21 protein-coding genes are annotated in these 25,087 nt (G+C 36.1%); 17 read left to right on the forward strand and 4 right to left on the reverse strand.

Annotated elements, in window-relative coordinates; all coding sequences use genetic code 11:
* Positions 1 to 5: 5 nt before the first annotated feature.
* From walK to ACB089_RS25015, 10 genes are all read left to right on the forward strand, one after another.
* Positions 6 to 1,871 (forward strand): cell wall metabolism sensor histidine kinase WalK, encoded by a 1,866-nt coding sequence (gene walK, locus ACB089_RS24970; RefSeq protein WP_368637219.1) that lies wholly within the window; start codon positions 6 to 8, stop codon positions 1,869 to 1,871.
* Positions 1,868 to 3,190, forward strand: a complete 1,323-nt coding sequence (locus tag ACB089_RS24975; protein WP_374964406.1) for a YycH family regulatory protein — start codon at positions 1,868 to 1,870, stop codon at positions 3,188 to 3,190. The genes walK and ACB089_RS24975 overlap by 4 nt, the downstream gene beginning before the upstream one ends.
* Positions 3,177 to 4,001 carry a two-component system regulatory protein YycI gene (locus tag ACB089_RS24980; protein ID WP_374964408.1) on the forward strand — a complete coding sequence of 275 codons (825 nt, stop codon included), beginning with the start codon at positions 3,177 to 3,179 and terminating at the stop codon, positions 3,999 to 4,001. Before ACB089_RS24975 ends, ACB089_RS24980 begins: the two co-directional genes overlap by 14 nt.
* Positions 4,001 to 4,789, forward strand: coding sequence for an MBL fold metallo-hydrolase (locus ACB089_RS24985; RefSeq protein ID WP_068985790.1), 789 nt, complete (start codon positions 4,001 to 4,003; stop codon positions 4,787 to 4,789). Before ACB089_RS24980 ends, ACB089_RS24985 begins: the two co-directional genes overlap by 1 nt.
* Positions 4,790 to 4,957: 168 nt before the next feature.
* Positions 4,958 to 6,250, forward strand: coding sequence for a S1C family serine protease (locus ACB089_RS24990; RefSeq protein ID WP_374964409.1), 1,293 nt, complete (start codon positions 4,958 to 4,960; stop codon positions 6,248 to 6,250).
* 259 nt (positions 6,251 to 6,509) lie between these two features.
* On the forward strand, positions 6,510 to 6,674 hold the full coding sequence (locus tag ACB089_RS24995) for a CxxH/CxxC protein (protein ID WP_368637224.1): 165 nt from the start codon (positions 6,510 to 6,512) through the stop codon (positions 6,672 to 6,674).
* 90 nt (positions 6,675 to 6,764) lie between these two features.
* Entirely contained in the window at positions 6,765 to 7,244 is a 480-nt protein-coding gene (gene rlmH, locus ACB089_RS25000) for a 23S rRNA (pseudouridine(1915)-N(3))-methyltransferase RlmH (protein WP_368637225.1), read from the forward strand.
* Between the two features lie 129 nt (positions 7,245 to 7,373).
* Entirely contained in the window at positions 7,374 to 9,392 is a 2,019-nt protein-coding gene (locus ACB089_RS25005) for an ATP-binding protein (RefSeq protein WP_374964410.1), read from the forward strand.
* 334 nt (positions 9,393 to 9,726) lie between these two features.
* Positions 9,727 to 10,110, forward strand: a complete 384-nt coding sequence (locus ACB089_RS25010) for a hypothetical protein (RefSeq protein WP_374964411.1) — start codon at positions 9,727 to 9,729, stop codon at positions 10,108 to 10,110.
* A 64-nt stretch (positions 10,111 to 10,174) separates the two neighbouring features.
* Positions 10,175 to 10,696: a GGDEF domain-containing protein gene (locus ACB089_RS25015; RefSeq protein WP_374964413.1), complete on the forward strand. Its 522-nt coding sequence runs from the start codon at positions 10,175 to 10,177 to the stop codon at positions 10,694 to 10,696.
* Positions 10,697 to 11,046: 350 nt separating this feature from the next.
* On the opposite strand, the gene ACB089_RS25020 is transcribed toward ACB089_RS25015, so the two are convergent.
* Positions 11,047 to 12,513 carry an amidase gene (locus tag ACB089_RS25020; RefSeq protein WP_374964414.1) on the reverse strand — a complete coding sequence of 489 codons (1,467 nt, stop codon included), beginning with the start codon at positions 12,511 to 12,513 and terminating at the stop codon, positions 11,047 to 11,049.
* A 132-nt stretch (positions 12,514 to 12,645) separates the two neighbouring features.
* On the opposite strand from ACB089_RS25020, the gene ACB089_RS25025 reads away from it, so the two are divergent.
* A complete protein-coding gene (locus tag ACB089_RS25025; protein ID WP_374964415.1) occupies positions 12,646 to 13,377 on the forward strand; it encodes a response regulator transcription factor in 732 nt (243 codons plus the stop codon).
* 480 nt (positions 13,378 to 13,857) lie between these two features.
* Positions 13,858 to 14,472, forward strand: coding sequence for a hypothetical protein (locus ACB089_RS25030; protein ID WP_374964417.1), 615 nt, complete (start codon positions 13,858 to 13,860; stop codon positions 14,470 to 14,472).
* A gap of 278 nt (positions 14,473 to 14,750) precedes the next feature.
* Here ACB089_RS25030 and ACB089_RS25035 read toward each other — a convergent pair whose 3' ends face one another.
* The 3 genes from ACB089_RS25035 to ACB089_RS25045 are packed head-to-tail and all read right to left on the reverse strand — an operon-like array spanning position 14,751 to position 19,527.
* Positions 14,751 to 15,020, reverse strand: coding sequence for a hypothetical protein (locus ACB089_RS25035; RefSeq protein WP_374964419.1), 270 nt, complete (start codon positions 15,018 to 15,020; stop codon positions 14,751 to 14,753).
* 46 nt (positions 15,021 to 15,066) lie between these two features.
* Entirely contained in the window at positions 15,067 to 16,710 is a 1,644-nt protein-coding gene (locus tag ACB089_RS25040; RefSeq protein ID WP_374964421.1) for a thiamine pyrophosphate-binding protein, read from the reverse strand.
* A gap of 39 nt (positions 16,711 to 16,749) precedes the next feature.
* Positions 16,750 to 19,527, reverse strand: a complete 2,778-nt coding sequence (locus tag ACB089_RS25045; protein WP_374964423.1) for an EAL domain-containing protein — start codon at positions 19,525 to 19,527, stop codon at positions 16,750 to 16,752.
* Between the two features lie 433 nt (positions 19,528 to 19,960).
* On the opposite strand from ACB089_RS25045, the gene ACB089_RS25050 reads away from it, so the two are divergent.
* The 5 genes from ACB089_RS25050 to ACB089_RS25070 all read left to right on the forward strand — a co-directional run bounded on the left by ACB089_RS25050 (position 19,961) and on the right by ACB089_RS25070 (position 25,066).
* Positions 19,961 to 20,977, forward strand: coding sequence for an ABC transporter substrate-binding protein (locus ACB089_RS25050; protein ID WP_374964425.1), 1,017 nt, complete (start codon positions 19,961 to 19,963; stop codon positions 20,975 to 20,977).
* Between the two features lie 80 nt (positions 20,978 to 21,057).
* On the forward strand, positions 21,058 to 22,101 hold the full coding sequence (locus ACB089_RS25055) for an NAD(P)/FAD-dependent oxidoreductase (RefSeq protein WP_374964427.1): 1,044 nt from the start codon (positions 21,058 to 21,060) through the stop codon (positions 22,099 to 22,101).
* 22 nt (positions 22,102 to 22,123) lie between these two features.
* Positions 22,124 to 23,173: a FecCD family ABC transporter permease gene (locus tag ACB089_RS25060; RefSeq protein ID WP_374964429.1), complete on the forward strand. Its 1,050-nt coding sequence runs from the start codon at positions 22,124 to 22,126 to the stop codon at positions 23,171 to 23,173.
* Positions 23,174 to 24,214: a FecCD family ABC transporter permease gene (locus ACB089_RS25065; protein ID WP_368637235.1), complete on the forward strand. Its 1,041-nt coding sequence runs from the start codon at positions 23,174 to 23,176 to the stop codon at positions 24,212 to 24,214.
* Positions 24,215 to 24,274: 60 nt separating this feature from the next.
* A complete protein-coding gene (locus tag ACB089_RS25070) occupies positions 24,275 to 25,066 on the forward strand; it encodes an ABC transporter ATP-binding protein (RefSeq protein ID WP_374964431.1) in 792 nt (263 codons plus the stop codon).
* Positions 25,067 to 25,087: the final 21 nt, after the last annotated feature.

Raw genomic sequence — 25,087 nt, forward strand, 5'->3', positions numbered from 1 at the left:
TAGGAATGCAGAAAGTAAGCTTCTTTAAATCCATTCATGTCAAGCTAGTACTAATTTATATTTTGTTAATACTGCTAGCTTTGCAAATAATAGGTATTTATTTTGCGCGCGAATTAGAGGACAATTTAAAAACCAATTTCCGAGAATCCATTTTTCAACGTGTCGATTTGATGGAATATAGCATTCGCGAAGAAATCTTAAAAGAACGCGATGAAACTATGCCATCTCTTGAAGAAAGCTTGAAAACAATTGTAATGGAGTTTTCCGAGGGGTTGAAGGATGTTTCTAATGAAGACATTTTAGAAATCCGCGTTATCGATACTAGACAACGTATTCGCGCCACATCTGAGATAGACAATCAAAATTTGATTGGACAGCGCTCGAATAATGATCTCGTACGACGTGCAATCTCTGCAGAAACATTATTTGAAAACATCAAACTTGATAGTAATACAGGAAACCGAGTATGGGTGTTAGCTTCGCCAATTCGAGATGGTGCAGGTCCTGATGATGAAATCGTTGGGGTACTCTATATTGAAGCTAATATTGAATCTGTTTTCGAACAGGTGAATGACATTAACCGTATTTTCCTCGGTGGTACGGCCGTGTCCTTGGTGGTTACTATCTTTTTAGGGATTTTAGTGGCACGAACAATTACACAGCCAATTGCAGATATGCGTAAGCAGGCTCAGGCGATGGCAAAAGGAAACTATTCACGAAAAGTACGAGTTTATGGTACAGATGAGATAGGTCAACTTGCTATAACCTTTAATCATTTGACGAATCGCTTGCAGGAGGCGCAATCTACTACAGAGGCAGAACGGCGAAAGCTCGATTCCGTTCTTAGTAATATGACGGATGGTGTTATTGCGACTGATCGAAAAGGGCGCATCATTCTTATTAATGATCCCGCACTCGAGCTGCTGCATATTACAAGAGATATAACAGTAGGTCGTCCGATTGCATCTGTTTTAGGCATTGACCAAGAGTATAGTTTTGAAGATTTAATTCATATGAATGATGCGGTGAATTTAGATTTCAGTACAGCAGACGCGCCGTATATTTTACGTGCGAATTTCTCTGTTATTCAAAAAGAAACTGGTTTTATTAATGGTTTAATTACTGTACTGCACGATATTACAGAGCAGGAAAAGATAGAGATGGACCGCCGAGAATTTGTATCAAATGTGTCCCATGAATTACGGACACCATTAACGACGATGCGTAGTTATTTAGAGGCGTTAGCAGATGGTGCATGGAAAGATGAAAACATTGCTCCAACATTTTTGAATGTCACACAAACAGAGACAGAGCGTATGATCCGCTTAGTGAATGACTTGTTGCAGTTATCACGAATGGACAGTACAGATTATGAGTTGAATAAAGACATTGTTCTATTCCATTCCTTCTTTAACCGAATTATCGATCGCTTTGAAATGTCTAAGTCAGACAAAGTGATGTTTGAACGATTATTCCCAGAGGCATCTTATTATGTAGAAATTGATACGGATAAGGTGACACAGGTTATCGATAATATCATTTCTAATGCTATTAAATATTCACCAGATGGAGGCAATATTCGCTTTGGCTTTACCGTACAAGGGAATATGTTAAAGGTCATGATTTCTGATGATGGTATGGGAATTCCTAAGGAAAATGTGGGGCGTATTTTTGATCGTTTTTATCGTGTGGATCGTGCTCGTGCCCGTTCTATGGGCGGCACAGGTCTAGGGCTAGCTATTGCCAGGGAAATGATTGAAGCTCATGGCGGTAAAATATGGGCTGAAAGTGAAGAAGGGCAAGGAACAACGGTTTTCTTCACATTACCACTTGATTTAGATGATTTTGATGAGGCAGGTGAGTGGGAATGAAATATCTAGAACCAGTTAAATCAGTTGTATTATTCCTACTCGTTATGCTAAGTGTGGTTTTAACCTTTTTGAATTGGACATACACGCCAGATTATAAAGTGATTGAAAAAACTGAGGAAAAAGAAATCCAAATTGGACCACAAAAAAAAATGGAAGATGTAATTCGTCCTTATAAGGCTATTTACCGTTTTGATAAGGAATTTACCGGAACTGTATCTAATGCTGCAATGGAAGATATTATGAAATCATTTGTGGGCTGGAATATTGATTTAGTACGCGATAACAATAACCTTACGGCCAGCTCTGTAAACGAGATGATTCGTTCTAATAATTGTATGACTATCTTTTTTGCTGGCGAAATTCCTTACTCTGCCTTTAGTTCAATTTTTCAGTTTGCCGATAAGGAGCTACCTGAAACAACCTTTAATCGTATGGTTATAGATTGGAGTAATTATAATAACAAAGAATTACAAGTATTTTTCATAAGTAGCAATAATGAAACATTGATGCGTGCGCATGTCAGTCTACAAAATGCTAATCAATTTGTACGAAATGTTATTGAGCCAGCGAAAACATACGACACTTTTAAAGAAGTAGAGCGTGATGGTTTTACTTCACTTTATATTGATAACGATAAAGTTGAATCAACAAAATATACGTATTTTATCAACGAGAAATCACCTGATGTTTTTAAAGATGTGTTATTTACAGAACCAAATGTTGTCCAGCGCACTGATGAAAGTCCAAACTCTGTAAAATATCAAGATGGTACGTCTCTGATGACGGTTGATAAGAATTTGAAATCATTGATCTTTGTTTATCCAACTGCAGAAAGTAGTTTGAAAATAGAACCTTCTAAGCTCTTGACGGATAGTTTTGAATTTATCAATGAACATGGAGGTTTTACAGCTGATTATCGCTATGTATCAACAAGTACAAATAATAACCAATTAGATTATCAGCTATATTTACATGGATTACCAGTTTATAGTGAGCAAGCTATAAATCGAATTACAACTATTTGGGGAGATAATCGTATTTTCCGCTACAAACGTCCGTATTATTCTTTAAGTACAGACATTCCATCCGAAAAGGAGATTAAAGAACTGCCATCAGGATCGGAAATCGTTGAAAAGATTCAAAAGCTTAATAACACTGTATTATCAGATATAGATGATATTGTTGTGGGTTACTATTTAACGCAAGATAAAAGTAAACAAAATATGACATTAGAACCGTGCTGGTTTGCGATAAGTAACGGTGTATGGACGAATCTGACGCCTGAAACATTAGGAGGTGTCAAAAATGGATTGGAATAGAACAAAATCTATTTTTATATTCGTTTTTTTAATCTTAAATATCTTTTTGTATTATTTTTATTTAAATCGCTATAATGAAGCGCAGAGCGTGGAGATACCTGGTGAAAAAACAATAGAAGCCCGTTTAAAAGAGGATAATATTACGTATGGATCACTTCCTAATAGTAATGAATTTGTTGTTTATATTACGGGCAAAGTGCATAAATTTACACTTTCTGAATTTACCAAGAGCAATCAGCAAGCAAATATCATAGGTGAGGATAATACACTTGCGCATGTTGATTTTATAAACCCTGTGAAATTACGAAATGATGATGAGACAAGTATTACAGAGTTTGTCCGTGCAAACGTAAAAGATGGGGATTCCTATGCATTATGGAAGGTAGATCGTGAGCAAAGAACGGCAATATTCTTTCAGAAAAAAAGTAATCGAATGTTCTATTACAATGAGAGTGCTTTATTAAAAGTACAATGGAATGTAGACAACGAAGTTACAATGTATGAACAAACAATGCTTGATAATATTGAAGAAATGGAGAAACAGGAAACTGTTATACCACCACTTCAAATTATCCAGACACTTTATAATAAATCGCTACTAAAGCCAGATTCGCATATTACGCAAATGAAGTTAGGTTACTCGACAATGGGTTATTTAACGCAAAAGCAAGTGTTAGTACCGACATGGGAAGTACAAGTGAAATTAGATGGAGAAACAGAAGAATATTTTGTCAACGCTAGTGAAGGTAATGTTATTGAAATCCAAGGAAACAAGCAAGAGGGCGAAGAAGAAGACTGGGGAGTTGAATGATGCGGTTTAGTGTTTTAGCAAGTGGCAGTACAGGCAATTCGATTTATGTAGAGAATGAGGATCATGCATTTATTGTCGATGCCGGTCTCAGTGGTAAAAAGATGGAGCAACTATTTACAAAAATCGACCGCAATATGAAACAGCTAAGTGGCATTTTCGTTACACATGAGCACAGTGATCATATTAAAGGAATAGGTGTATTGGCACGAAAATATAATGTACCCATTTATGCAAACGCCAAAACGTGGCAGGCGATGGACGGGCTTGTTGGTGATATTCCGTTAGAGCAACGTTTTGAATTTGAAATGGATACAGTCAAGCATTTCGGCTCATTAGCTATTGAATCCTTTGCCGTATCACATGATGCAGCAGATCCAATGTTCTATAGCTTTCATGAAAATGGGCGTAAGCTTGTTATTATAACGGATACAGGCTATGTCAGCGACCGAATGAAAGGCATCATTCGAGGTGCTGATTCCTTTGTATTTGAGAGTAACCATGATGTCAATATGCTGCAAATGGGACGTTATCCGTGGTCTATAAAACGTCGTATTTTAAGTGATGTAGGGCACGTTTCAAATGAAGATGCAGCCATTGCAATGAGTGAGGTAGTATTTGAAAAACCAACGAATATTTATTTATCACATTTAAGTAAGGATAATAACATGAAAGAGCTTGCGCGCATGAGTGTTACACAAACATTGCAATCCTGCGGCATTATTGTCGGAGAGTATTTAAATTTATTTGATACAGAAGCAGAGGAACCGACGAAATTAGTCACGGTTTAAACAATAAAAAATGAATCTTTAATGAGGCTGTTCAATAGCATTTTATAGCAAATGCTTTGAACAGCTATTTTTATATCCATTTTATTTATTTTTCATCTGATTTTAATGTTTGAACCGTAATATAAGGGTAACAACTAACAAATACTAATAATTGAAAGGATGAGGAGAATGAGCAATTTTCAAGATGATGATAAAAACAGTGATTTTCTAAAAGACGATAAAATAGAGAAATCACCTCTTCAGGAGCGACTCGAACGAGAGGAGCGAGAGATGCAAGAAAAGCGTCATAAAAAGAAAAGCGGTGGCGGAGGTAAGGGTGGTTATTTATTTACCGGTTTTATCGGTGTCATCATAGGCGCTTTACTTGTTTGGCTCATGTTACCTGGACTTGTCAATCAAATGCCAGGTACAAGCAGCACAGGTAAAAATGAAACAAACATCAATCAAGTTGCAACGGAAGTAACAACCGATGTAACGAAAGCGGTAGATAAGACTTCAGCTGCTGTTGTAGGGATTACTAATATTCAAGAAGTGACAAGTGGTGGATTCTGGAACCCACCAACTACAACTAGCCAGCCTGCTGGAAGCGGTTCAGGTGTTATTTATAAAATACAAGGTAACACAGCCTTTATCGTGACAAATAACCATGTTATTGAAGGTGCAAAACAGTTAGAGGTAACGATGCCAGATGGATCAAAAGAAGAGGCACAATTAGTTGGACGCGATCCTTGGACAGATTTAGCTGTTATTTCTATCAGTTCTAAAGATGTTAAAACAGTTGCGAAATTCGGTAACTCAGATGTACTAAAACAAGGTGAAACAGTCATCGCAATTGGTAACCCACTTGGCTTAGAGTTCTATGGCTCTGTTACAACAGGAGTGGTTTCTGGTAAGGACCGTTCTGTACCGGTTGACATAAATGGTGATGGTACAGTGGATTGGCAACAAGAAGTATTACAAACAGACGCAGCAATCAACCCTGGTAATAGTGGTGGAGCACTTGTTAACCTTGCTGGTGATTTAGTCGGCATAAACTCCATGAAAATTGCTGAATCCTCTGTTGAGGGTCTAGGCTTCTCAATTCCAATTAACTCAGCAATTCCAATTATCGAGGAATTAGAGAAAAATGGTGAAATGAACCGTCCAACAATGGGTATTTCATTCGTAGACTTAACGGATGTTCCGTCATTCTACCAACAAGAAACTTTAAAATTGCCAAAAGACATCACAACAGGTGTTGTTATTACAGATGTTGTGAATGATTCACCAGCGTCAAAAGCAGGCGCGCAACAGTACGATGTTATTGTTGAAATGGATGGTAAAAAAATCGAAACAGCAATCGATTTACGCAAACATTTGTATAACAACAAAAAAGTTGGTGATAAATTGACGATGAAAGTATATCGCCAAGGTAAATTGGTGGAGCTATCACTAACATTAACAAATAGCAATACATTATAAATGAACAATCAGTGGGGATTATAGAATTCCCACTGATTTTTTGATGTTGAAAAAAATATTCGAAAGCAGTTGAATGAATGATTTAGAAAATATTGTGGATAACTAGAAAATTGTGAATAATAACATTACACCAGCGAATAGCGATAGAAAGCCTATTCTTCCATACTGGCTTGTCCTTTGTTACAATAGACTGTGGATAACATAGACTCAATTGTGAATAAGTTTGTGGAAATTTTGAAAAATAAGAAGAGGTGTAATAATGGAAAAATACAGCTGTGAAAACCATATAGATCACGCTTTAGACATGTTTGTGGCAGAACAAAAAGAGTTCCCAATTATGGATAAAGTCGAAGAGGATAAAAAGTTATCCACAAAATGTAGCTACTGTGAACAACCAGCAGAATATATTGTATCAAGTAAATAACTTTACACAATATATAGGAATGTAATGTGGATATGTTGATAACTTTTGTGGATAATTTGTTTGTAAATGAATTGTAAAGGTGGATAACGTGTGAATATAACGATTGTATCAGTCGGAAAACTAAAAGAAAAGTACTTAAAAATGGGCATAGACGAATACGTAAAACGTCTCGGTGGCTACGCAAAAATGGATCTAATCGAGGTACCAGATGAAAAAGCACCCGAGCAACTAAGCGATGCCGAAATGGAAATCGTTAAGAAAAAAGAGGGTGAACGTATTCTATCTAAAATCGGCCCAGATACATACGTTATCGCCCTAGCCATTAATGGCAAAATGAAAACCTCTGAACAAATGGCAGCAGATCTCGAATCTCTCATGACCTATGGCAAAAGCAAAATTGCCTTCGTCATCGGCGGCTCCCTTGGCTTACATGATGATGTGTTGAAGCGAGCAGATGAGCAGCAATCCTTTGGAAAGATGACCTTACCACATCAGCTGATGAAGCTTGTGTTGGTGGAGCAGATTTATAGGAGTTTTAGGATTATGAAAGGAGAACCGTATCATAAGTAAATGCGGTATTCTATGTAAAACAAGGGGAAGAAAAGAATACAGAAGAAAATCGAAAATGGCAGGTTGGTCTTGATTTTCACTGATATTATCATGTTTATTTTATTATTCCTATAATTGGAGGCTATGTGAATGTTAAGTGATCAGGCGAGATATTCTAGGCTCGCGAATATAACAAAAATAATAAATACAAAATTAGAACTACGTGAAGTATTGCAGCGTGTAACAATGGCGATATCAGAGGAGATTGTTCAATGCAACGCTGTTGGAATTTTTTTACCCCAGGAAGATGGAACATTTAGAGGGTTTGCAGGAAAACCAGAGACTATAAATGGCGTAGCACTCGATACTCAGGTAATTGATCCTGAAATAGACATACTGGCAAAAGAAGTTATTGAAACCAAAAAAACCATCTATATCCCTGATACCTCAAAGGATCATCGGCTGGATACGAGACCAGTTTATGCGTTCAAAATTAAGTCCTTATTAGTACTGCCTATCTCATTTGGGCAAGAGTTATTTGGTCTGGTTTTTTTATTTGATTATGGAGCTCCAAAGAACTTAACAGATTCAGAAATTCAAAGTGTTGAAGCTTATGTAAATATGGCTGCCGTCGCAATTCAAAACGCAAATAATTTAACACAAAAGGAAACCCTTATTGCCGAGAAGCAGCTGTTACTAAATGTTACCCGTGATTTATCAATGTGTTCCTCGATACAGGAGAGTTTTGATAAATGTTTTTTTTACTTAGGACAGATTTTAGAGAGTAAAAACATGGCTGTCCACCTTTTAGACCCGCTAGACAAAACAACGATTAAAACAACGAAGTTAAGCAAGGACTGTGAATGGACAGAAGCGGATTGGATGGAGAAAAGCTATGAAGCCAAGATCCATGAGGTTATTCAAACAAAAAATATAGATAGTAAGGGTCTACTGATGATTCCATTGGTTTCAATGGGAGAAGTATTAGGGGTAATCGTTGGTGGCAAAGAGGAAAAAGCTCACAATTACGATAATTCCCAAATTCAACTGGCTAAATCTATCGTTGATGCCACAGCTCCTACGTTTTCAAACTTGTTATATATGGATCAACTTGAAAGCATGGTGGAAGAGCGAACGAGAGAACTAGCTGCCGCTAATGAAAAAGTTACAAGTGTGATTGAAAGTATTACGGATGGATTCTTTACTTTGAATAATAAATGGGAATTTACGTACGTAAATAAGCATCAATATTTTCCACAAAGAAAAACAGCAAAAGATGTATTAGGCAAGAATATATGGGGGGTTTTCCCGAGTAGCGTTGACACAGTTATGTATAAGGAGTTTCATCGTGCAATGTCAGAGCGAACTACAGTTCATTTCGAATTTCTTTCTACCTCTGATGAATATTGGCACGAAGTTATTGCATACCCGTATGATAATGGTATTTGTTGTATTTTTAAAAACATAACGGAAAAAAAGCAATATGCGAAGGAATTGAAAAGGTTATCCAACATAGATTTAATAGGGCAAATGGCAGCGGGTATCAGCCATGAGATTAGAAATCCAATGACAACAGTACGAGGATTGTTGCAGTTATTAAAAGAAGAGAACACCTATGAGAAACATAATATGTACTTTAATTTAATGATTGAAGAACTTGACCGTGCCAATTCTATTATTACTGAATTTCTCTCAACGGGTAATACAAGGAAATCGGATTTGCAGATGTTAGATTTAAATTCAATTATCCATGATATTTTTCCTTTAATAAAGATTGATGCGCATAATCAAAATAAATATATTCAAGTCGATACAAATGACATTCCGGAATTACTTTTAAATCGTAATGAGATACGGCAATTATTAATAAACCTATACCGTAATGGCTTAGAAGCGATGAGCACAGGGAAAGTTCTAACCATTAGCACCTACAAGGAAGGTGAAAATTGTGTGGTACTTGCAGTGCGGGATCAAGGAAAAGGTATCAAGCCTGAAGTATTAGAGAAACTGGGTACTCCATTTTACACGACCAAAGATAATGGAACTGGATTGGGGTTAGGCGTATGTTATGCCATTGCTGCCCGTCATAATGCAAAAATAGAAATTCAAACAGGATCGGAAGGCACTATCTTTTTAGTTAAATTTAATTATGAAAATAATGAACAATAACCTCATTTAGATTAGTTACGGTGAACCGTATCATAAGTAAGTGCGGTTTTAAAAAATAACCGCCAAGAACGTTGAAGCAATAACGACTTGGTGGTTTTTTGCTGTTTTTTAATAAAACTAGCATCAATACAAAGAATCTACAACAGGTACATTCCAATTAATTATTTGAGGATGGGTTGTGTCATAAACTAATATTCATAAAATACTTGATGAATATGTTATATTAAAATAACGGGAAATTTCATGTACAAAGTAGTATCTGTAATTAAATAGCTTACAATTTATTAGGCCTAATGAACCGATATTTTAAATATACTTGAGCGGAGGAGCATCAATGACAAACTGGACATATTTTGCGCTTGGTTTTATAACGGGAATCATTATTCTCTTTACCTGTATGAAATGTATAAAGGCAAAAAAGACAACGAATTTTAAAGATAATGGTAGTATTTTGAAATTAGTAGAGATGTCTAAGGATATTATTTATTATTATGAATTAAAGCCAGAATATAAGCATTGCTACACTACACCTTCAGTCGATTATTTTTTAGGTGAGGGGACGCTAGATATATTAAAAAGTGACCCAAATATGCCATTTAAACTGGTTCATCCAGATGATCTAGATATTATGAATCAAAAAGTAATGGACGGGGCAGATTATAGTAAAGGAATTATTCAAAATTATTCAACGCCTTCGTGGTACGAACGGGATTTATAGATGGTTTGAAGAATTTACGACGCCAATCTATAAAAATGGAGAATTAGTTGCGATACAAGGCGTGATGCGTAATATTGATGAAAAGGTAAAGTTAGAGCAGGATTTGAAATATCAAATTACGCACGACTCTTTAACGAACCTTTACAATCGCGGTTATTTTGAAGAGAAGATGAATAAGTATAACAAAGAAGTTAATACATCAATTAGCATTATGTTATGTGATTTAGATGAATTAAAATATATTAATGATAATTTTGGTCATAAGCAAGGAGATGAATTGATTTGTGCAACAGCGGAAATTTTAGTGAATTATTTTCCGCAAGAAGCAGTTGTAGCACGAATTGGCGGTGATGAGTTTGTGATTATTCAAGCGGGAATTACCGATGCTCAAATATGTACAAATTATGAGGGGCTACAGTCAGCGATTGACATATATAGTATAAATCATGAGATGCGAATCAATATTTCAATTGGTTATGCTGTTAGTGAGCAATCTATCAACAAAATGGAACAGTTATTTGTTGAAGCAGATCAAAAAATGTACGAACAAAAAAGGGCAAAAAAACAAATAGTTATACGAAGTTAATTTTAAGATAACATCATTTTTCGCTAAATGCACTTTCTCGTTCTTTAATTGTATCAATGATCCCTGCACGCTATTAATTTAATGTTACATACTATAGGCATGCATTTTTTGTTGTCCCTTTTGCAAAAGAACCATAATAAAATTAGGAGTAAGCTATTGTTTAAAGTCTCAATGAGTTGCTTTTGAAGTTGCTCACTTAGCATGCCTATCACCGGCTTTTTTATTTTATAAACGTAGATGAAAAAACCGCACTTACAATAGTTACGGAGAACCGTACCATAAGTAAATGTCGTACATGTCCGTAAACTAGCAAAAAGTAGGTACAAGAAAAAATCTTGCACCTACTTTTTTTATGTTGTAGCAATTTCCGCAACTTCTGCACCCACATGTACGGGTGGTTTACGATCTTTCCATGGCGCAGATTCTTCTAATTGTTTCCCAAGCTGTAGAAGAGTTAACTCATCTGCGAAGCGTCCTGTAAATTGCAGCCCGATTGGTAAGCCAGATGCACTCATCGCAAGCGGCAATGATAACGACGGTTGACCTGTTGCGTTAAACAAATTGGTAAACGGCGCGTATGTGAAAATTTGCTCTGTCCATTCAATTGCCGAGATATTTGGATTATCCGCATTTAGCTCACCAATTTTCGCGGGTAATGTGCCGATTGTTGGGCTTAAAAGCACATCATAATCTTCAAAGAATGTTGCTACTTGACGTGATACAAGTGCATTCGTATTAATAGCTTCTAAAAGTGCGCTAGCTTTTAAGTTTTTGCCATATTCATAGCATTGCCAAATGGCTGCCTCAATATTATCGCGTGAAGGTGTTTTACCTGTTAATTCTGCTGCCCCCACAATCATTTTATAAATATTCGCTGTCCAAATATTTACCGTTGCGCGTGAAAATGGTGCTTCGTCGTAAACTGGTCGAGCTTCGACTACTTCATGCCCTAACTCTTCTAATAATTTTACGGCCTTATGTACGGCCTCGATACATTCCGGATCAACGAATGCACCCGAATTTGTTTCTGTTGTCCAGGCGATCTTCAGTGGACGTACCTTTTGCTGAATCGCTTTACTGTAAGGCATTTCTGGGCTTTGAATAATCGAATAGCATCCTAAGTCTGGCCCAGCTACTTGGTCCAGTAATGTAGCGGTATCACGAATGGTTTTTGTCTGCGCAAATTCAATTGCTAGCCCATTTAATGCCTCACTATTATAAGGCCCCATTGGCACGCGACCACGTGAAGGCTTTAAGCCAACGATACCACTGCATGATGCAGGAATACGAATGGATCCACCTCCATCATTACCATGCGCGATTGGGACGATACCACTTGCGACAGCAGCGGCTGCACCGCCACTTGAACCACCAGGGCTATGGTCTAGATTCCAAGGGTTACGTGTTGGACCATAAATGACAGCCTCCGTTGCGGCATTATAGCCGAACTCTGGTGTTGTGGTTGTACCGCTTAATACAAAACCAGCGTTTTTAAAACGTTTCATTAATTCACTATCGACGGACATTACAGCATTTTCTGCAACACGACTGCCCATACTATGTGGCACACCTTCCGCATGGAGTACAACTTCTTTAATTAAAAATGGGACACCTGCAAATGGTTGATTATCATTTAAAGTTGAAATCGCTTTGTCAGCCTGTTCCTCTAACACGCTGGCAACGGCATTAATCGAAGGATTAACCTTTTCGATACCTTGTAGCGCTAATTTTGTAAGTTCGTGTGGTGTCACTTGCTTTGTTTTTACTAACTCCGCTAATCCAATACCGTCATATGATGCATATTCCTGTAAATTCATTTGATCACCTCATGATAGTTTTGACTTACAAATTCATCTTAAATTGAAATGAAAAAAATTGATATTACCCAAAAGGATAATTTATCTTGAGCGAGAATATATGAACTTAATAGAGAAAAGGAGGAATTGATATTGTATGAGCAAAAAGAGGTGGAGTATTTATTAGAAGCAACGTTTAAGATTTCGAATATGAATATACAACAAACAAGTGAGGACTTTAAATTGAATATGTTGCAAGTATTGAGTGAATGTTTTCAATATGAGCATACGGTATTTTGGGAAGTGGCAGATGGAGAGTTAAATGAACAGCCTGTTTGTTTCAATGTAGAGACATTTACGGTAGAAAACTATCTGCACGAATATAAATATTATGATCCTTTACACCCAGTGAATATGCAAAACCAACCCGATATTCAATTAATGCTACGAAATGAAGTAATATCGAAGGAGAAAAAGCAGTATTATGTTGAGCGCTTTTTACAATTCAATGATTTTATAGATGAAATGGTAATGTATCTGTACAATCAGCAAAAGCCAACAGCAGCTATTGGCTTTTTGCGAAAAGAAGGGGAAAGACCATTTACAGAGCAGGATAGTCAAAAGCTATCTTATGTAAAGCGGATGATTGAAAATGTTTATTTATTACATCAATATGTGCAGCCAGGCGAGTCATTGCAAATTACACAACGTGAAAAAGAGCTGTTAATGTATTTATGTAAGGGATTTAAAAATGTAGAAATCGCCAGTTATTTATATGTCAGTGAAAATACAGTAAAGAAGCATCTGCAAAATTTGTATCGAAAATTTAAAGTAACTTCCCGAACGCAGCTTGCATTAAAATATGCAGAAAGCTTACGAGCATAAAAATAAGATGTTGGCAATCGATAACAACCGAGAATGAGGTTTTAGGAACATGAGAATTCCATCGTTTTATTAATAATAATCATCTAGGTTTAATCGAATTTTTATTTAATTGCTTACTTGCTGAAGGCCAAAATTTGAAATCAAAGCTTTAAATTTCATATAGCAGAGAATCAAATTTGTGTATGTTGAGTACAGATGTTTAAACAAAGGAATTAAGAAGGAAAATAATTTTGGGGAAGCTCGTATTGCTCAAAGTGTCGTAATACGAAAATATTTAATAAAACCTCACTTTTAGTGGTCACTTCAAACCTTGCCACTGAAGTGAGGTTTTTATCGGTATAAAAAGCCCTTATTTTTAGATGAAACATCAAATATTGTTAAACTTTGGTATAATAAATGTGACTGTGAGGTTATATAGATTTGAAATAACATTCGCGGTGATAGTCTGTAGAGTTATATTTTTTATGGGAGGGTTAAATGATGAAAAAGACAGAAACGATGGATAAGCATTTAAATTCTTATGGAAAAAAAATTAGTAGTTCTGAGATTTGTCATGTTGTAGATTTAATTTTCAAGATTAATTTAGATAAGGTACCTATTTTACCTAAAGCGAAGGAAGAGGCAGATGGGGTTTCTTCATCAACAGGAAATGAACTTGTATCTAAAGAAGTAATAGATTACTATCTAAATCAATACGACGGGGAAATAACAGGCGCAGAAATTCGCAAAATAATAAATAAAATTTTTGGTGTTAATTTAGACGGAATATCTTCATTAGAAGGATCCGGAATTTCTTTATATTCAAAAGGTCAGTGGATCGTTCAACATGAAAAAGACTTATTTGTAGTACATACTGGAGCAAGAGATATTGATGTGAAGATCTTTCCTACAAATTATTTCACTGAACAAACTGGGCTAGTAGAATTACCAATTGACTTACAACATTCACTAACGAGTATAGGGTATTACTTCGATGAGAATATCAATAGTTACTATTTCTTAAACCCCACAGGTGAAGCTGTTCCAAATGAGTTCAAAGTAAAAACAATGGGAGCTATACTTGGAGTCATTAAAAATTCATTCTCAAATGTATAAAGAAGCTAGTAGATAGGTAAGCTATTAGTTGGAGATAGAGATGTAATTATATAGACATAACAGGTTGTTTACGGTGTCATAGAAAATCTCTATAAGATAAAAAAAGTCATATAAGGGGAGTATAATTCCCGATTTATATGACTTTTTTATTTAACTTCTTTCAGCAAGTGTTTTATGTAACGTAAGTGAAACGGCAGTTACAGATGTTTTTTGTACCGAAAGCGTAGCGGCAGGTACAGAAGTCTTACACCTCTATAGTTGGAGAGATGAATGCGGATTTAAGCTCCTATTTCAACGGGTGTCCAAACACCCACTGAAATAGAGGAACTCAGGCTTAAGATCTTCACATCCTGTGAAAACGACTGAGTGACCAACGTCGTGCTGTTGTTGCTGACGCTACGTTGGCACTGCGCTTTCGCACATAAAACATCTGCCGCTGCCGCTTCGCTTTCGCACAGACGAAACCATGTTGCTGACGCTACGCTTTCGCACAGACGAAACCATGTTGCTGCCGCTGCGTTAGCATTACGCTTTCGCGCAAAAAACATCTGTTGGCCTAAAGCCTCAGGCGGATGTATGAAACTTCAAAAGTTCCTACTTTCCAAAAGAAGATAAAAATTTAACTCGGTCTCCCATAGGAGGCGTATTATTATCTGTTAAAACTACTTCCAAGACTGCTGGACCATTTAAATTTGATAAGTTATTAATCATATCTTGGTTAATATCTTGTAGTTCCGTTACTTGGAAACTCGGTATACCCATAGCTGAAGCCATAGCACTAATACTAACTGGATTTTGCTCAAAAGATGGGTGAGTACGGTGGAACTGTAGATTATGTCCATGGTATACCATTCCTAAACGAGCATTATTCATAACAATAAATAAAATCGGTAAATTATGTTCTTTTGCTGTTAATATTTCCATGCCATGCATGAAAAAGCAACCATCACCTGTGATACATACAACAGGTCGTTCAGGTTCAGCTAACTTTGAGCCAATGGCAGACCCAATCCCACTTCCCATTGCGCCGAAATGTACATTAATATCAAAGGTATCATAATCTAAAACCTTCATATGATGAATGACATAGGACATAAATTCGCCAATATCAATAGTGTACCTAGTGGAGGATGGTAAATATTTTTGAATATTCGATAGAACATTTTTCGTATTATATTCCCCTTTATCTCCAACAAGTTCTTTATTTTCTTTTACCTCAAGTGCAGTGCTTTTTTGGGTTGCCCCTTTAGTTCTTAATTCTTCTATAAGTAATAATAAACTTACATTTATATCACCTAATACAGGTAGATCAATCTCATATTTTCGATTGAACACTGATTGATCATAGTCCATTTGTATAGAAAAACGATTTTTCGTAAGATTTAAGTTGTAGTTATTTGTTGCTGTTTCTCCTAAACTTGAACCCACGATTAATAATACTTGTCCATCGCCTTCAGCTATCAATTCTGAGGCAGCTTCGTGGCCAGCAAAACCGAAAATGCCAACTAGGAGAGGATGATTCTCTGGAATGTATCCTTTTGCTTGCGGTGTTGTTAGAATCGGCCAATTTAGTATTTCTGCTAACTCTAGCAATTGCTCAACTGAATTCCTTACCCCTTGTCCTACCAATATGTAACCATTTTTTCTTGTTAATAGCTCTTCAGCTACATTTTTAATGGTATCTAGGTTAGGAACTATTGCTGTTCTCTTAGGTGGAGCTGGTATTTCTATGTTTGGAACTATTTCGTGTTGAACATCTATAGGTATAGCAATATGCACTGGACCAGGCACTCCAGATATAGCGATTTCGGAGGCTTTTACTACTTCTTTCAGTAAGTCCTTTGATTCTTTAACCGTTATACTATATTTGGTAACGGGTTGAAAGATCGGTTCAGCATCCAACTCTTGAGAAGCATTTAAACCGACCGTGTTAACTGGAACAGCACCTGTTAAAAATAAAACCGGTAAATGCTCACGCATGGCATTTGCAGCACCTGTTACTAGGTTTGTCCCACCAGGTCCACTACAACCAATACATACACTCATCTGGTTTGTGTATTTTGCGTAAGCTGCAGCCATGTATGATGCTGCTCCTTCATGTTTTGTTACAATCGGTGTTAATCCACTCATTTCATTGAGTTCATCAAAAAATGCATTGACAGAACCTGCTGGAATACCAAAAATATGTTGAACACCGTTATTTTTTAAATATTCTAAGACCGTACGAGCTGCTTTCATAATAATTCTCCTTTACTTTCTAAAATAGAACATAGAACGCTAATAGAAATATTTTTTCATAATATCTTCAGGTTTCATGGGCTTACTGAAAAAATATCCCTGCATTAAATGACAATTTTGTGCCAATAAAAAATCTGCCTGTTCTTTTGTTTCTACCCCTTCAGCAATAACCTCAAGGTTTAAATTTTGAGCAAGAGTAATAATCGTATTTGTAATGGCTGCTGCATCATCGGTTAACATTTCTTGTACAAAGGATTTATCAATTTTTAATGTGGAAATCGGCAAATTCTTTAAATAACCTAAAGATGAATATCCGGTACCGAAATCATCAATAGCTAAATTTACGCCAATTCCATTCAATTGCGTCATCGTGTTAAATGTTAACTCTGTATTTTTAACAATTAAATTTTCTGTAAGCTCTAGTTGTAAATACTCAGGTGACAAATCTGTTTCTTTTAGGACATTTTTTACGATAGAAAATAAATTATTCTGCTCGAACTGATGGACGGATAAATTTACAGACATGCTAATTAATGGACATCCTTGATTATGCCACTTTTTCAATTGTTTGCAAGCTTCTTTGAGAACCCACTCACCTATAGGGACGATTAAACCTGTTTCTTCAGCAATTGGAATAAACTTATCTGGTGCAATCATTCCATGTTCTCGATGATTCCATCTTAGTAAAGCTTCTACTCCCTTAATGCTGTTTGTTTTATAGTTTATTTGTGGCTGATAGAAGATAATTAGTTCATCTTGCTCCAAAGCCTTATATAATTCATTTTCAAGTTTGATATTTTCAAAATTTCTTGTATCCATCCCTTCGCTGAAGAAATGGTAGCTAGTACCTGGTGTTTCTTTCGATTTGTACATAGCTGTGTCTGCATTTTTGATTAGCGTTTCTGTATTATCACCATTATCAGGAAACAGGCTTATACCAATACTTGTTTTAATATATATTTCATTGTCTACTAGGTTGAAAGGTTTAGAGAAAAAAGCATTTATACAATTAATAACCTTCAAAATGTCATTTTCACATTTAATATTAGGTAAATAGATTGTAAATTCATCCCCTCCCTGTCGTGATACGGTTGCATCTTCTGGAACGCAAGCACATAAACGTTTGGCAACATCTTGGAGCAATAGATCTCCATAGCTATGTCCTAGGGAATCATTGACTAACTTGAAACGGTCTAAATCCAAATATAGAACGGCTAATTTTTCTCCATTTTCTTTTGCATACTTCAGTCCTTGAGTTAGTCTTTCTTTTAAAAGAATTCTATTAGGTAAATCCGTTAAACTATCAAAATAAGCGTGGTATTTAATCTTTTCTTCTAGTTGCTTTCTTTGAGTTATATCTTTAAATGTGACAACTTCTCCTACAATCTTGTCTCCTTCTTTGATTAAGGAGGTGACATATTCGACGGGAAAGATGGAGTTGTCTTTTCGAAAAAATTTCTTGTAGTTGTTGAAATTTATATTTAAAAAGGATGAAACCATAATTTTATCCTCTGTTTCACTTCGACCCATAATTAAATCGACTGATTTTCCGATTAATTCCTTCTCTGTTTCATAACCTAACATGAGTGCACCTGCTGGATTGCAGAATGTAATGTTTCGATCAAGATTTAATCCGAAAATGCCTTCACCTGCAGAATTGAGAATTAACTCTTTTTCACGGCTAAGTTGCTGTAACTCTGCTACAACTCTTTCTAGCTCTTTATTTTTGATTAGTATCTCCGAGGTTCTCTCCTCGATAATGATTTCTTGCTTTTCCATATATAAAAGGTTTGATAATGCAGATGCTGTAGTGTCAACAATTGATTGGGCTAGCTGTAATTGAGTTTCTGAATAGAAAAATGCTTTTTCTTCAAGATTAACAATAGATATTTGTCCTAAAATTTCACCCATTGAAATCACAGGGAACATAACTAAACCGTTTATACCAAAATTGCGACAAACTTCATGATTAGGTCTTTCATCCTCAAATACATTAGGAATAAGAATTGCTTTTTTGGTTTCAAAAACCTCCTGAATGACAGCATCATTGCTTTGGTCAATTTTTATTTTGTTATGTGTTTTTAGCCAATTTTCTTCTGTCCAATCACTATCTCTACTCAACTTAATCGGTTTAATTCTTTTTTCTGCTAAAGGGTCTAATAGATGAACACCTATATTATTATTATTTAAAACCTTTTCTAAGTAGAAAAAGCATTTATCAAGGCACTTCTGTAGTGAGGAGCACATTGATAAATCACGTGTAACATCAAGCAGCAACTGCTTTTCGTTAATGAGACGTTCTTTATAAGCTAAGTTGTTTGCGTTTTGAATCGCAACAGCAGCCATATTTACATATGACTCAACCGTTTGAATTTCTTCGTCTGTTAAGTTCATTGGAATTCCATAATCAAATAAAAAAACAAGCCCAAATAACTCTTGTTCAAAGGAGATGGGAAGAACTAATAAAGATTTAATATGAAACCCCTCAACAGCTCTGGGATCAGGTCGATTATCCTTTGAGGTATCAGGGATATAGATGGTTTTTTTTGTTTCGATTACTTCTTTTGCCAGTAAATCTATTTCAGTGTCAATTACATGCATATTCAACGTCCAACCATTAATAACTTCTGGTTTTCCTACATATCCTCTGAATGTTCCATCACTTTTCGGCAAATAAATGCCCACAGAATCACATGTGACGATTTCTTCAGATATTGCTAGTGTTACTTGCTCCAATACTTCGCGTAAATCTTGCTTCATGTTGATCATTTTCGTTATATTGGCCAGTCGAGAATACCTCGTTTGTTCGATAGACATCTAAATGAACCCCCAATCTTTTATTGTTGTCCTATATAAATTTTTGCTAAATGTTTACTTTATTCATATCGAATAGCTCATTCTTTTTATTTTACAGTAGTAATAAACAGGTAGGAAAAAAAATATAGAAATTAGTTAAAAATTCTTAAGAGTTTTTTGTGTTTTAGCCATTTGCCTTTTTATGTAGGACTACAATCCTTCTTTAATGAAATGAGTTCTAGAAATGTGTTCAAATGTGAGGCAGCAGATCCCCCTTTTACATAGAAATGAGGCAAATAAAGAAAAAGATGAATATGTATTATTTACAATACATGTATAAAATAATGCAATTCTTCTTTAAGTAATTCTATGTACTCTAAGAAATCTATTTGCTAAAATCCATAATGATAATAATTATCATTATCAATAAAGAGGGATTTTAGGGGGAAGTAATATGAAGAAAATATGTGCGTATTTTGTATTCGCACTCACTTTATCTGTATTTTTAGTAGGTTGTTCAAATACGTCTAAAGAGAAGGAAACTGAATCTGTTGAAGAAACTAAGACATCGGAAAAAAATGATTCTAAAGAGGGAGCAGAATCGATTTGGCCAAAAACATATGTAGATGCTTTAGGTAAAGAGGTCGTATTACAAGAAGAGCCGAAACGAGTAGTTTCTGTCATGCACTTATTATATCCAGATGTACTTTTATCTCTTGATATTGTACCTGTAGGTATTGCCGATGCAGATAAGCAATTTAATAAATGGGAAGCTTACCAACCCTACGTAGAAAAACATGATTTTGAAGATGTAGGAGAAACACGTAATCCTAATATTGAAAAAATTATTGAGCTAGAGCCGGATTTAATCATGGCATCCGCGGGAGTACATGACCAGCTGTACGATCAATTATCTGCGATTGCTCCAGTTGTTTACCTAGATCAACGTTCGATGTCTTTTGATCGAGAATTAGGGGTAACAGAAATCTCTAGTTTATTTGGAAAAGAAGCTGAAGGTGAAAAAATCCTGGAAGAAGTAAATAACAAAATTGCAGAAGGTCGTAAAGAACTCGCGAATTTTGTCAGCAAAGGTGAAACGGTTGTTTTTACATCGGTTAATCCAAAAGGTAACTTCTGGCTTTATGGTCAGAATATTGCCCCGACGAATCCAGAAAATGGGTTAGGACTAAAAGTACCTGAAGGGTATCCGAAAGATATAGCAAAAGAATTGAGCATGGAAGGAATGTCTGTATTAAATCCAGATCACTTATTTATTTTCTTAGATAAGAGTGGGTATACAGTTGCTGATGATGCGCTTAAAGGTTTCGAAAAAAATTCAGTATGGAATAACATTAATGCAGTGAAAAATGGGAACGTCTACATTGTTGACCGTTCATTATTTGCACAAGACGCCCCAATTGCAACAATCTATGGAATTGATCAAGTGGTAGAAATCTTAAAGGATAAATAAGGTATAAGTTCGAATATTTGGCGCTGTCAGCATTAGCAGCGTCACATTTTCTTTTTAAAACACATGAAGAGGTGAGATGGATGGAGCTTTTTGATGTAACAATTATTGGTGGCGGACCAGCAGGTTTGTACTCCTCTTTTTATAGCGGATTACGTGAGATGAAAACAAAGTTAATTGAAAGCCAACCCCAGCTGGGTGGGAAAATTCATGTATACCCGGAAAAAATGATATGGGATGTTGGTGGTGTAACACCAATAACAGGTGGGAAATTGATTGAACAATTAATTGAACAAGGTTTAACATTTAGTCCTTCCGTTTTCTTAAATGAAAAGATTGTTTCTATTTCAAAAAATGAAGCAGATCATTTTGTATTACTAGCCGAGTCTGGAAATATACACTACTCTAAAACGGTTATTGTTGCTGTAGGAGGAGGTATTATTAACCCGCAAAAAATTGAATTAGAAGGGGCAGAATATTTCGAGGCCTCGAATTTAAATTACACTATTAAGTCATATAAAAAGTTTATTGATAAAGTGGTCGTCATTTCGGGTGGAGGGAACACAGCAGTTGACTGGGCTCTCGAAATGGAGGAAGTAGCTAAAAAGGTGTATTTAATTTATCGAAAAGATACGCTAAATGCTCACGAAGCCCAAGTAACAGAACTAAAAAACAACGGGATCGAATGTTATTTTAATTCAGAAATTACGAAATTGATTGCGGATGATGATAGTGAATGTATTCAATCTGTGGAGCTTACAAATTCTGAGACTGGACATGTGTTGAATCTGTCAGTAGACGAAGTGGTTATTAGTCATGGCTATGTACGTGATAAAGAACTATTAGATAATAGTCCGCTTCCGATTGAACGGGTAAATGAATATTTTATTGCCGGTAATACAGCGAGTGAATCATCTGTTCCTGGATTATATGCAGCAGGAGATATTCTACATTTTAACGGGAAAGTTCATTTGATTGCATCATCATTTTACGATGCACTAAATGCTGTAAATAAAGCAAAACAGTATATTATGCCGGAGGCCAAAGAGGGCGGTATCATTTCTTCACATAACGATATTTTCAAACAACGCAATCAAGAAATGCGAAAAGCTGTCCTTAAATCTTGATTAAAAGCAAAGGGAAAAAGATATGACGTTAAAAACATATGAAGCAGGAGAAGTGATTTTTTATTCTACTGACAGAAAACAAAAAATAAATACAACTATTATCTTAACCGTCGGGATCATTTTCCTTTTATTCAGTATATGCCTCTCGGTTTCCATTGGAGCTGCAGATATTAATTTATCTGTCGTTTTGGATGCTCTCCTTCATTTTGATCCGGAGAATAAAGCCCACCAAATTATTTGGGAGCTCAGGTTACCAAGAACGATTGGCGCTATCATAGTGGGAGCAAGTTTTGCAGTAGCTGGCGCGATTATGCAAGGTATGACACGAAATGATTTAGCTGAACCTGGTTTGCTTGGTTTAAATGCGGGAGGTGTATTTGCCTTAGCTTTATGCTTAGCATTTGCTCCCAATCTATCGTATTTAATGATGGTGTTTATCGCATTTATAGGAGCTGGCTTAGGGGCCACACTTGTCTTTGGTATTGGTTCGATGTCAGCAGGGGGAATAACACCGATTCGATTAGTGTTAGCTGGAGCTGCCGTTAGTGCTTTGTTAACAGCATTAAGCGAAGGCGTTGCGCTCTATTATCAAATCGGTCAAGATTTAGCTTATTGGTTTGCTGGAGGTGTGTCTTCAACAACTTGGGAACAGCTGAAGGTCATTGCACCAATTGTTATCGGTGCAATTATAATAGCGATTATGCTATCACGAGCTATCACACTATTAAGTCTGGGGGAAGATATAGCTCTTAGCTTAGGGCAAAAAACTAGTCTAATAAAACTGCTAGCTACAGTTATTGTTCTAATTTTAGCAGGTACTTCTGTGACAGTAGTTGGGGCAGTTGGGTTTATTGGTTTAATCATTCCTCATATTACACGCCTCTTGGTGGGGGTAGATTATCGTTATATTATTCCGTGCTCTGCTGTACTTGGTGGGTTATTAGTAGTGTATGCAGATGTAGCTGCGAGATTAATTAATCCTCCTTACGAAACACCATTAGGGGCCCTTATTGCAGTAATCGGTGTGCCTTTCTTTTTATATTTGGCACACACAAAAAAGGGGGCGATATGAATGGATTTAGATTATATTTCGCCAGCAGAGAAGAAAAGAAAAAAAATAAATTTTATAGTAGTAACGATCTTTATTCTTTTGACTGTTTTTACCTTTGTTATTAGCATGAATACTGGTTATATCCGCTTAACACCAGTAGAGGTATTTCAAACCCTATTTGGAAATGGTACTGCTAAGCAAGAATTGATTTTATTTAATATTCGTTTACCGCGGATCATCATTGGAATGTTAGTTGGTGCTGCATTAGCAGTGTCTGGTTGTATCCTGCAAGGAGTGACACGAAATGCTTTAGCTGATCCTGGGATATTAGGGATAAATGCAGGAGCAGGATTAGTCGTTATGCTCTTTGTGGCATATATGCCAACACAAAATTTCAATATGATTATGTTATTACCGGTTTTTTCTTGTTTAGGTGCAATATTGACAGCTGCAATAATTTTTGTATTATCATATAAAAAAGAAACAGGGTTCTCTCCGAAAAAATTATTATTAACGGGAATTGCTATTGCATCAGGAATAAGTGCAGTTACGATTATTCTCACATTAAAACTAACGCCTGAGCAATATCAATTCGTAGCGGTTTGGATGGCAGGTGGGATATGGGGGTCTAGCTGGAAGTTTGTTTTAGCTCTGTTACCCTTTTTGCTTATTCTCATTCCGTTGGCTTGGCGTAAGTCGCATGCTTTAAACATATTAAATTTAGGAGATCCTTTAGCCATTGGATTAGGTGCAACCATAAAAAAAGATCGATTTGTTCTTTTAGCTGTAGCGGTTCTTCTGGCAGGCTCAGCAGTATCAGTTAGTGGAGGTATTGGCTTTGTTGGGTTAATTGCCCCTCACTTAGTTAGACGTCTTGTAGGACCCAAACATCAAACTTTACTCCCAGTTACTGCATTGGTTGGAGCATTCCTTGTCTTAGTGGCAGATACGATTGGTCGCTGGATTATCCAACCATCTGAAATACCAGCAGGCATAGTCGTTGCTGTCATTGGCGCACCATACTTCCTTTATTTATTATCACGAACAAAAGTATCAAGTTAATTTTTATGCTCATCCACAAACTTGGATGAGCTGAAATTACTTAAAGAAAGGATTTTCGTAATGACCAGTCGATTATTAACAAAAGACTTAACGATCGGTTATAGTAACCATGTGATTGTAGATAAATTAAACGTATCCATTCCGAATCAAAAAATAACCGCTTTGGTAGGAGCAAACGGTTCCGGTAAATCCACGATTTTAAAAACCATGGCACGCGTTTTGTCCCCATTAACTGGCCATGTTTTATTAGATGGAGAATTAATCTTTTCAAAATCAACAAAAGAAGTAGCAAAGAAATTAGCCATTCTTCCGCAGAACCCCATAGCACCTGATGGATTGACGGTGCATGAGTTAGTTAGTTATGGACGGTATCCTCACCAAAAGGGTTTTGGTTCCTTGACACGGGAAGATCGAAAAATTGTCAATTGGGCAATTGAAGTTACTGGGATGTTTGAATTTTATGATCGACCAGTCGACCAGCTTTCAGGTGGTCAAAGGCAACGTGCATGGATTGCGATGGCACTAGCTCAACAAACCGACATCTTATTTTTAGACGAGCCTACAACATTTTTAGATATGGCTCATCAATTAGAAGTGTTAAAATTATTGAAAAGGTTAAATGAAGAACAACAAAGAACGATTATCATGGTTGTACATGATTTAACCCATGCTACACGTTATGCGGATCATATTGTAGCCATTAAAAATGGTCGAATCGTAAGTGAGGGAACAGCAGCTCAAGTTGTGACAAAAGAGGTCTTAAGGGAAGTATTTAAAATTGAGGCAGATATTATTATTGATCCTTATACAGGCGGACCACTTTGTCTACCATTTGATCTTGCATCGAAATAGTAATTGTAGTACTTACACAGA

The sequence above is a fragment of the Lysinibacillus sp. RS10 genome (assembly GCF_041956855.1).
GTDB classification, from domain to species: domain Bacteria; phylum Bacillota; class Bacilli; order Bacillales_A; family Planococcaceae; genus Lysinibacillus; species Lysinibacillus xylanilyticus_A.

What these genes read in the sequence shown, in the direction of transcription:
- walK (WP_368637219.1), top strand. Translation starts at nt 6, where the DNA reads ATGCAGAAAGTAAGCTTCTTTAAATCCATTCATGTCAAGCTAGTACTA.
- ACB089_RS24975 (WP_374964406.1), top strand. Translation starts at nt 1,868, where the DNA reads ATGAAATATCTAGAACCAGTTAAATCAGTTGTATTATTCCTACTCGTT.
- ACB089_RS24980 (WP_374964408.1), top strand. Translation starts at nt 3,177, where the DNA reads ATGGATTGGAATAGAACAAAATCTATTTTTATATTCGTTTTTTTAATC.
- ACB089_RS24985 (WP_068985790.1), top strand. Translation starts at nt 4,001, where the DNA reads ATGCGGTTTAGTGTTTTAGCAAGTGGCAGTACAGGCAATTCGATTTAT.
- ACB089_RS24990 (WP_374964409.1), top strand. Translation starts at nt 4,958, where the DNA reads ATGAGCAATTTTCAAGATGATGATAAAAACAGTGATTTTCTAAAAGAC.
- ACB089_RS24995 (WP_368637224.1), top strand. Translation starts at nt 6,510, where the DNA reads ATGGAAAAATACAGCTGTGAAAACCATATAGATCACGCTTTAGACATG.
- ACB089_RS25005 (WP_374964410.1), top strand. Translation starts at nt 7,374, where the DNA reads ATGTTAAGTGATCAGGCGAGATATTCTAGGCTCGCGAATATAACAAAA.
- ACB089_RS25010 (WP_374964411.1), top strand. Translation starts at nt 9,727, where the DNA reads ATGACAAACTGGACATATTTTGCGCTTGGTTTTATAACGGGAATCATT.
- ACB089_RS25015 (WP_374964413.1), top strand. Translation starts at nt 10,175, where the DNA reads ATGCGTAATATTGATGAAAAGGTAAAGTTAGAGCAGGATTTGAAATAT.
- ACB089_RS25020 (WP_374964414.1), bottom strand. Translation starts at nt 12,513, where the DNA reads ATGAATTTACAGGAATATGCATCATATGACGGTATTGGATTAGCGGAG.
- ACB089_RS25030 (WP_374964417.1), top strand. Translation starts at nt 13,858, where the DNA reads ATGAAAAAGACAGAAACGATGGATAAGCATTTAAATTCTTATGGAAAA.
- ACB089_RS25035 (WP_374964419.1), bottom strand. Translation starts at nt 15,020, where the DNA reads ATGTTTTTTGCGCGAAAGCGTAATGCTAACGCAGCGGCAGCAACATGG.
- ACB089_RS25040 (WP_374964421.1), bottom strand. Translation starts at nt 16,710, where the DNA reads ATGAAAGCAGCTCGTACGGTCTTAGAATATTTAAAAAATAACGGTGTT.
- ACB089_RS25045 (WP_374964423.1), bottom strand. Translation starts at nt 19,527, where the DNA reads ATGTCTATCGAACAAACGAGGTATTCTCGACTGGCCAATATAACGAAA.
- ACB089_RS25050 (WP_374964425.1), top strand. Translation starts at nt 19,961, where the DNA reads ATGAAGAAAATATGTGCGTATTTTGTATTCGCACTCACTTTATCTGTA.
- ACB089_RS25055 (WP_374964427.1), top strand. Translation starts at nt 21,058, where the DNA reads ATGGAGCTTTTTGATGTAACAATTATTGGTGGCGGACCAGCAGGTTTG.
- ACB089_RS25060 (WP_374964429.1), top strand. Translation starts at nt 22,124, where the DNA reads ATGACGTTAAAAACATATGAAGCAGGAGAAGTGATTTTTTATTCTACT.
- ACB089_RS25065 (WP_368637235.1), top strand. Translation starts at nt 23,174, where the DNA reads ATGGATTTAGATTATATTTCGCCAGCAGAGAAGAAAAGAAAAAAAATA.
- ACB089_RS25070 (WP_374964431.1), top strand. Translation starts at nt 24,275, where the DNA reads ATGACCAGTCGATTATTAACAAAAGACTTAACGATCGGTTATAGTAAC.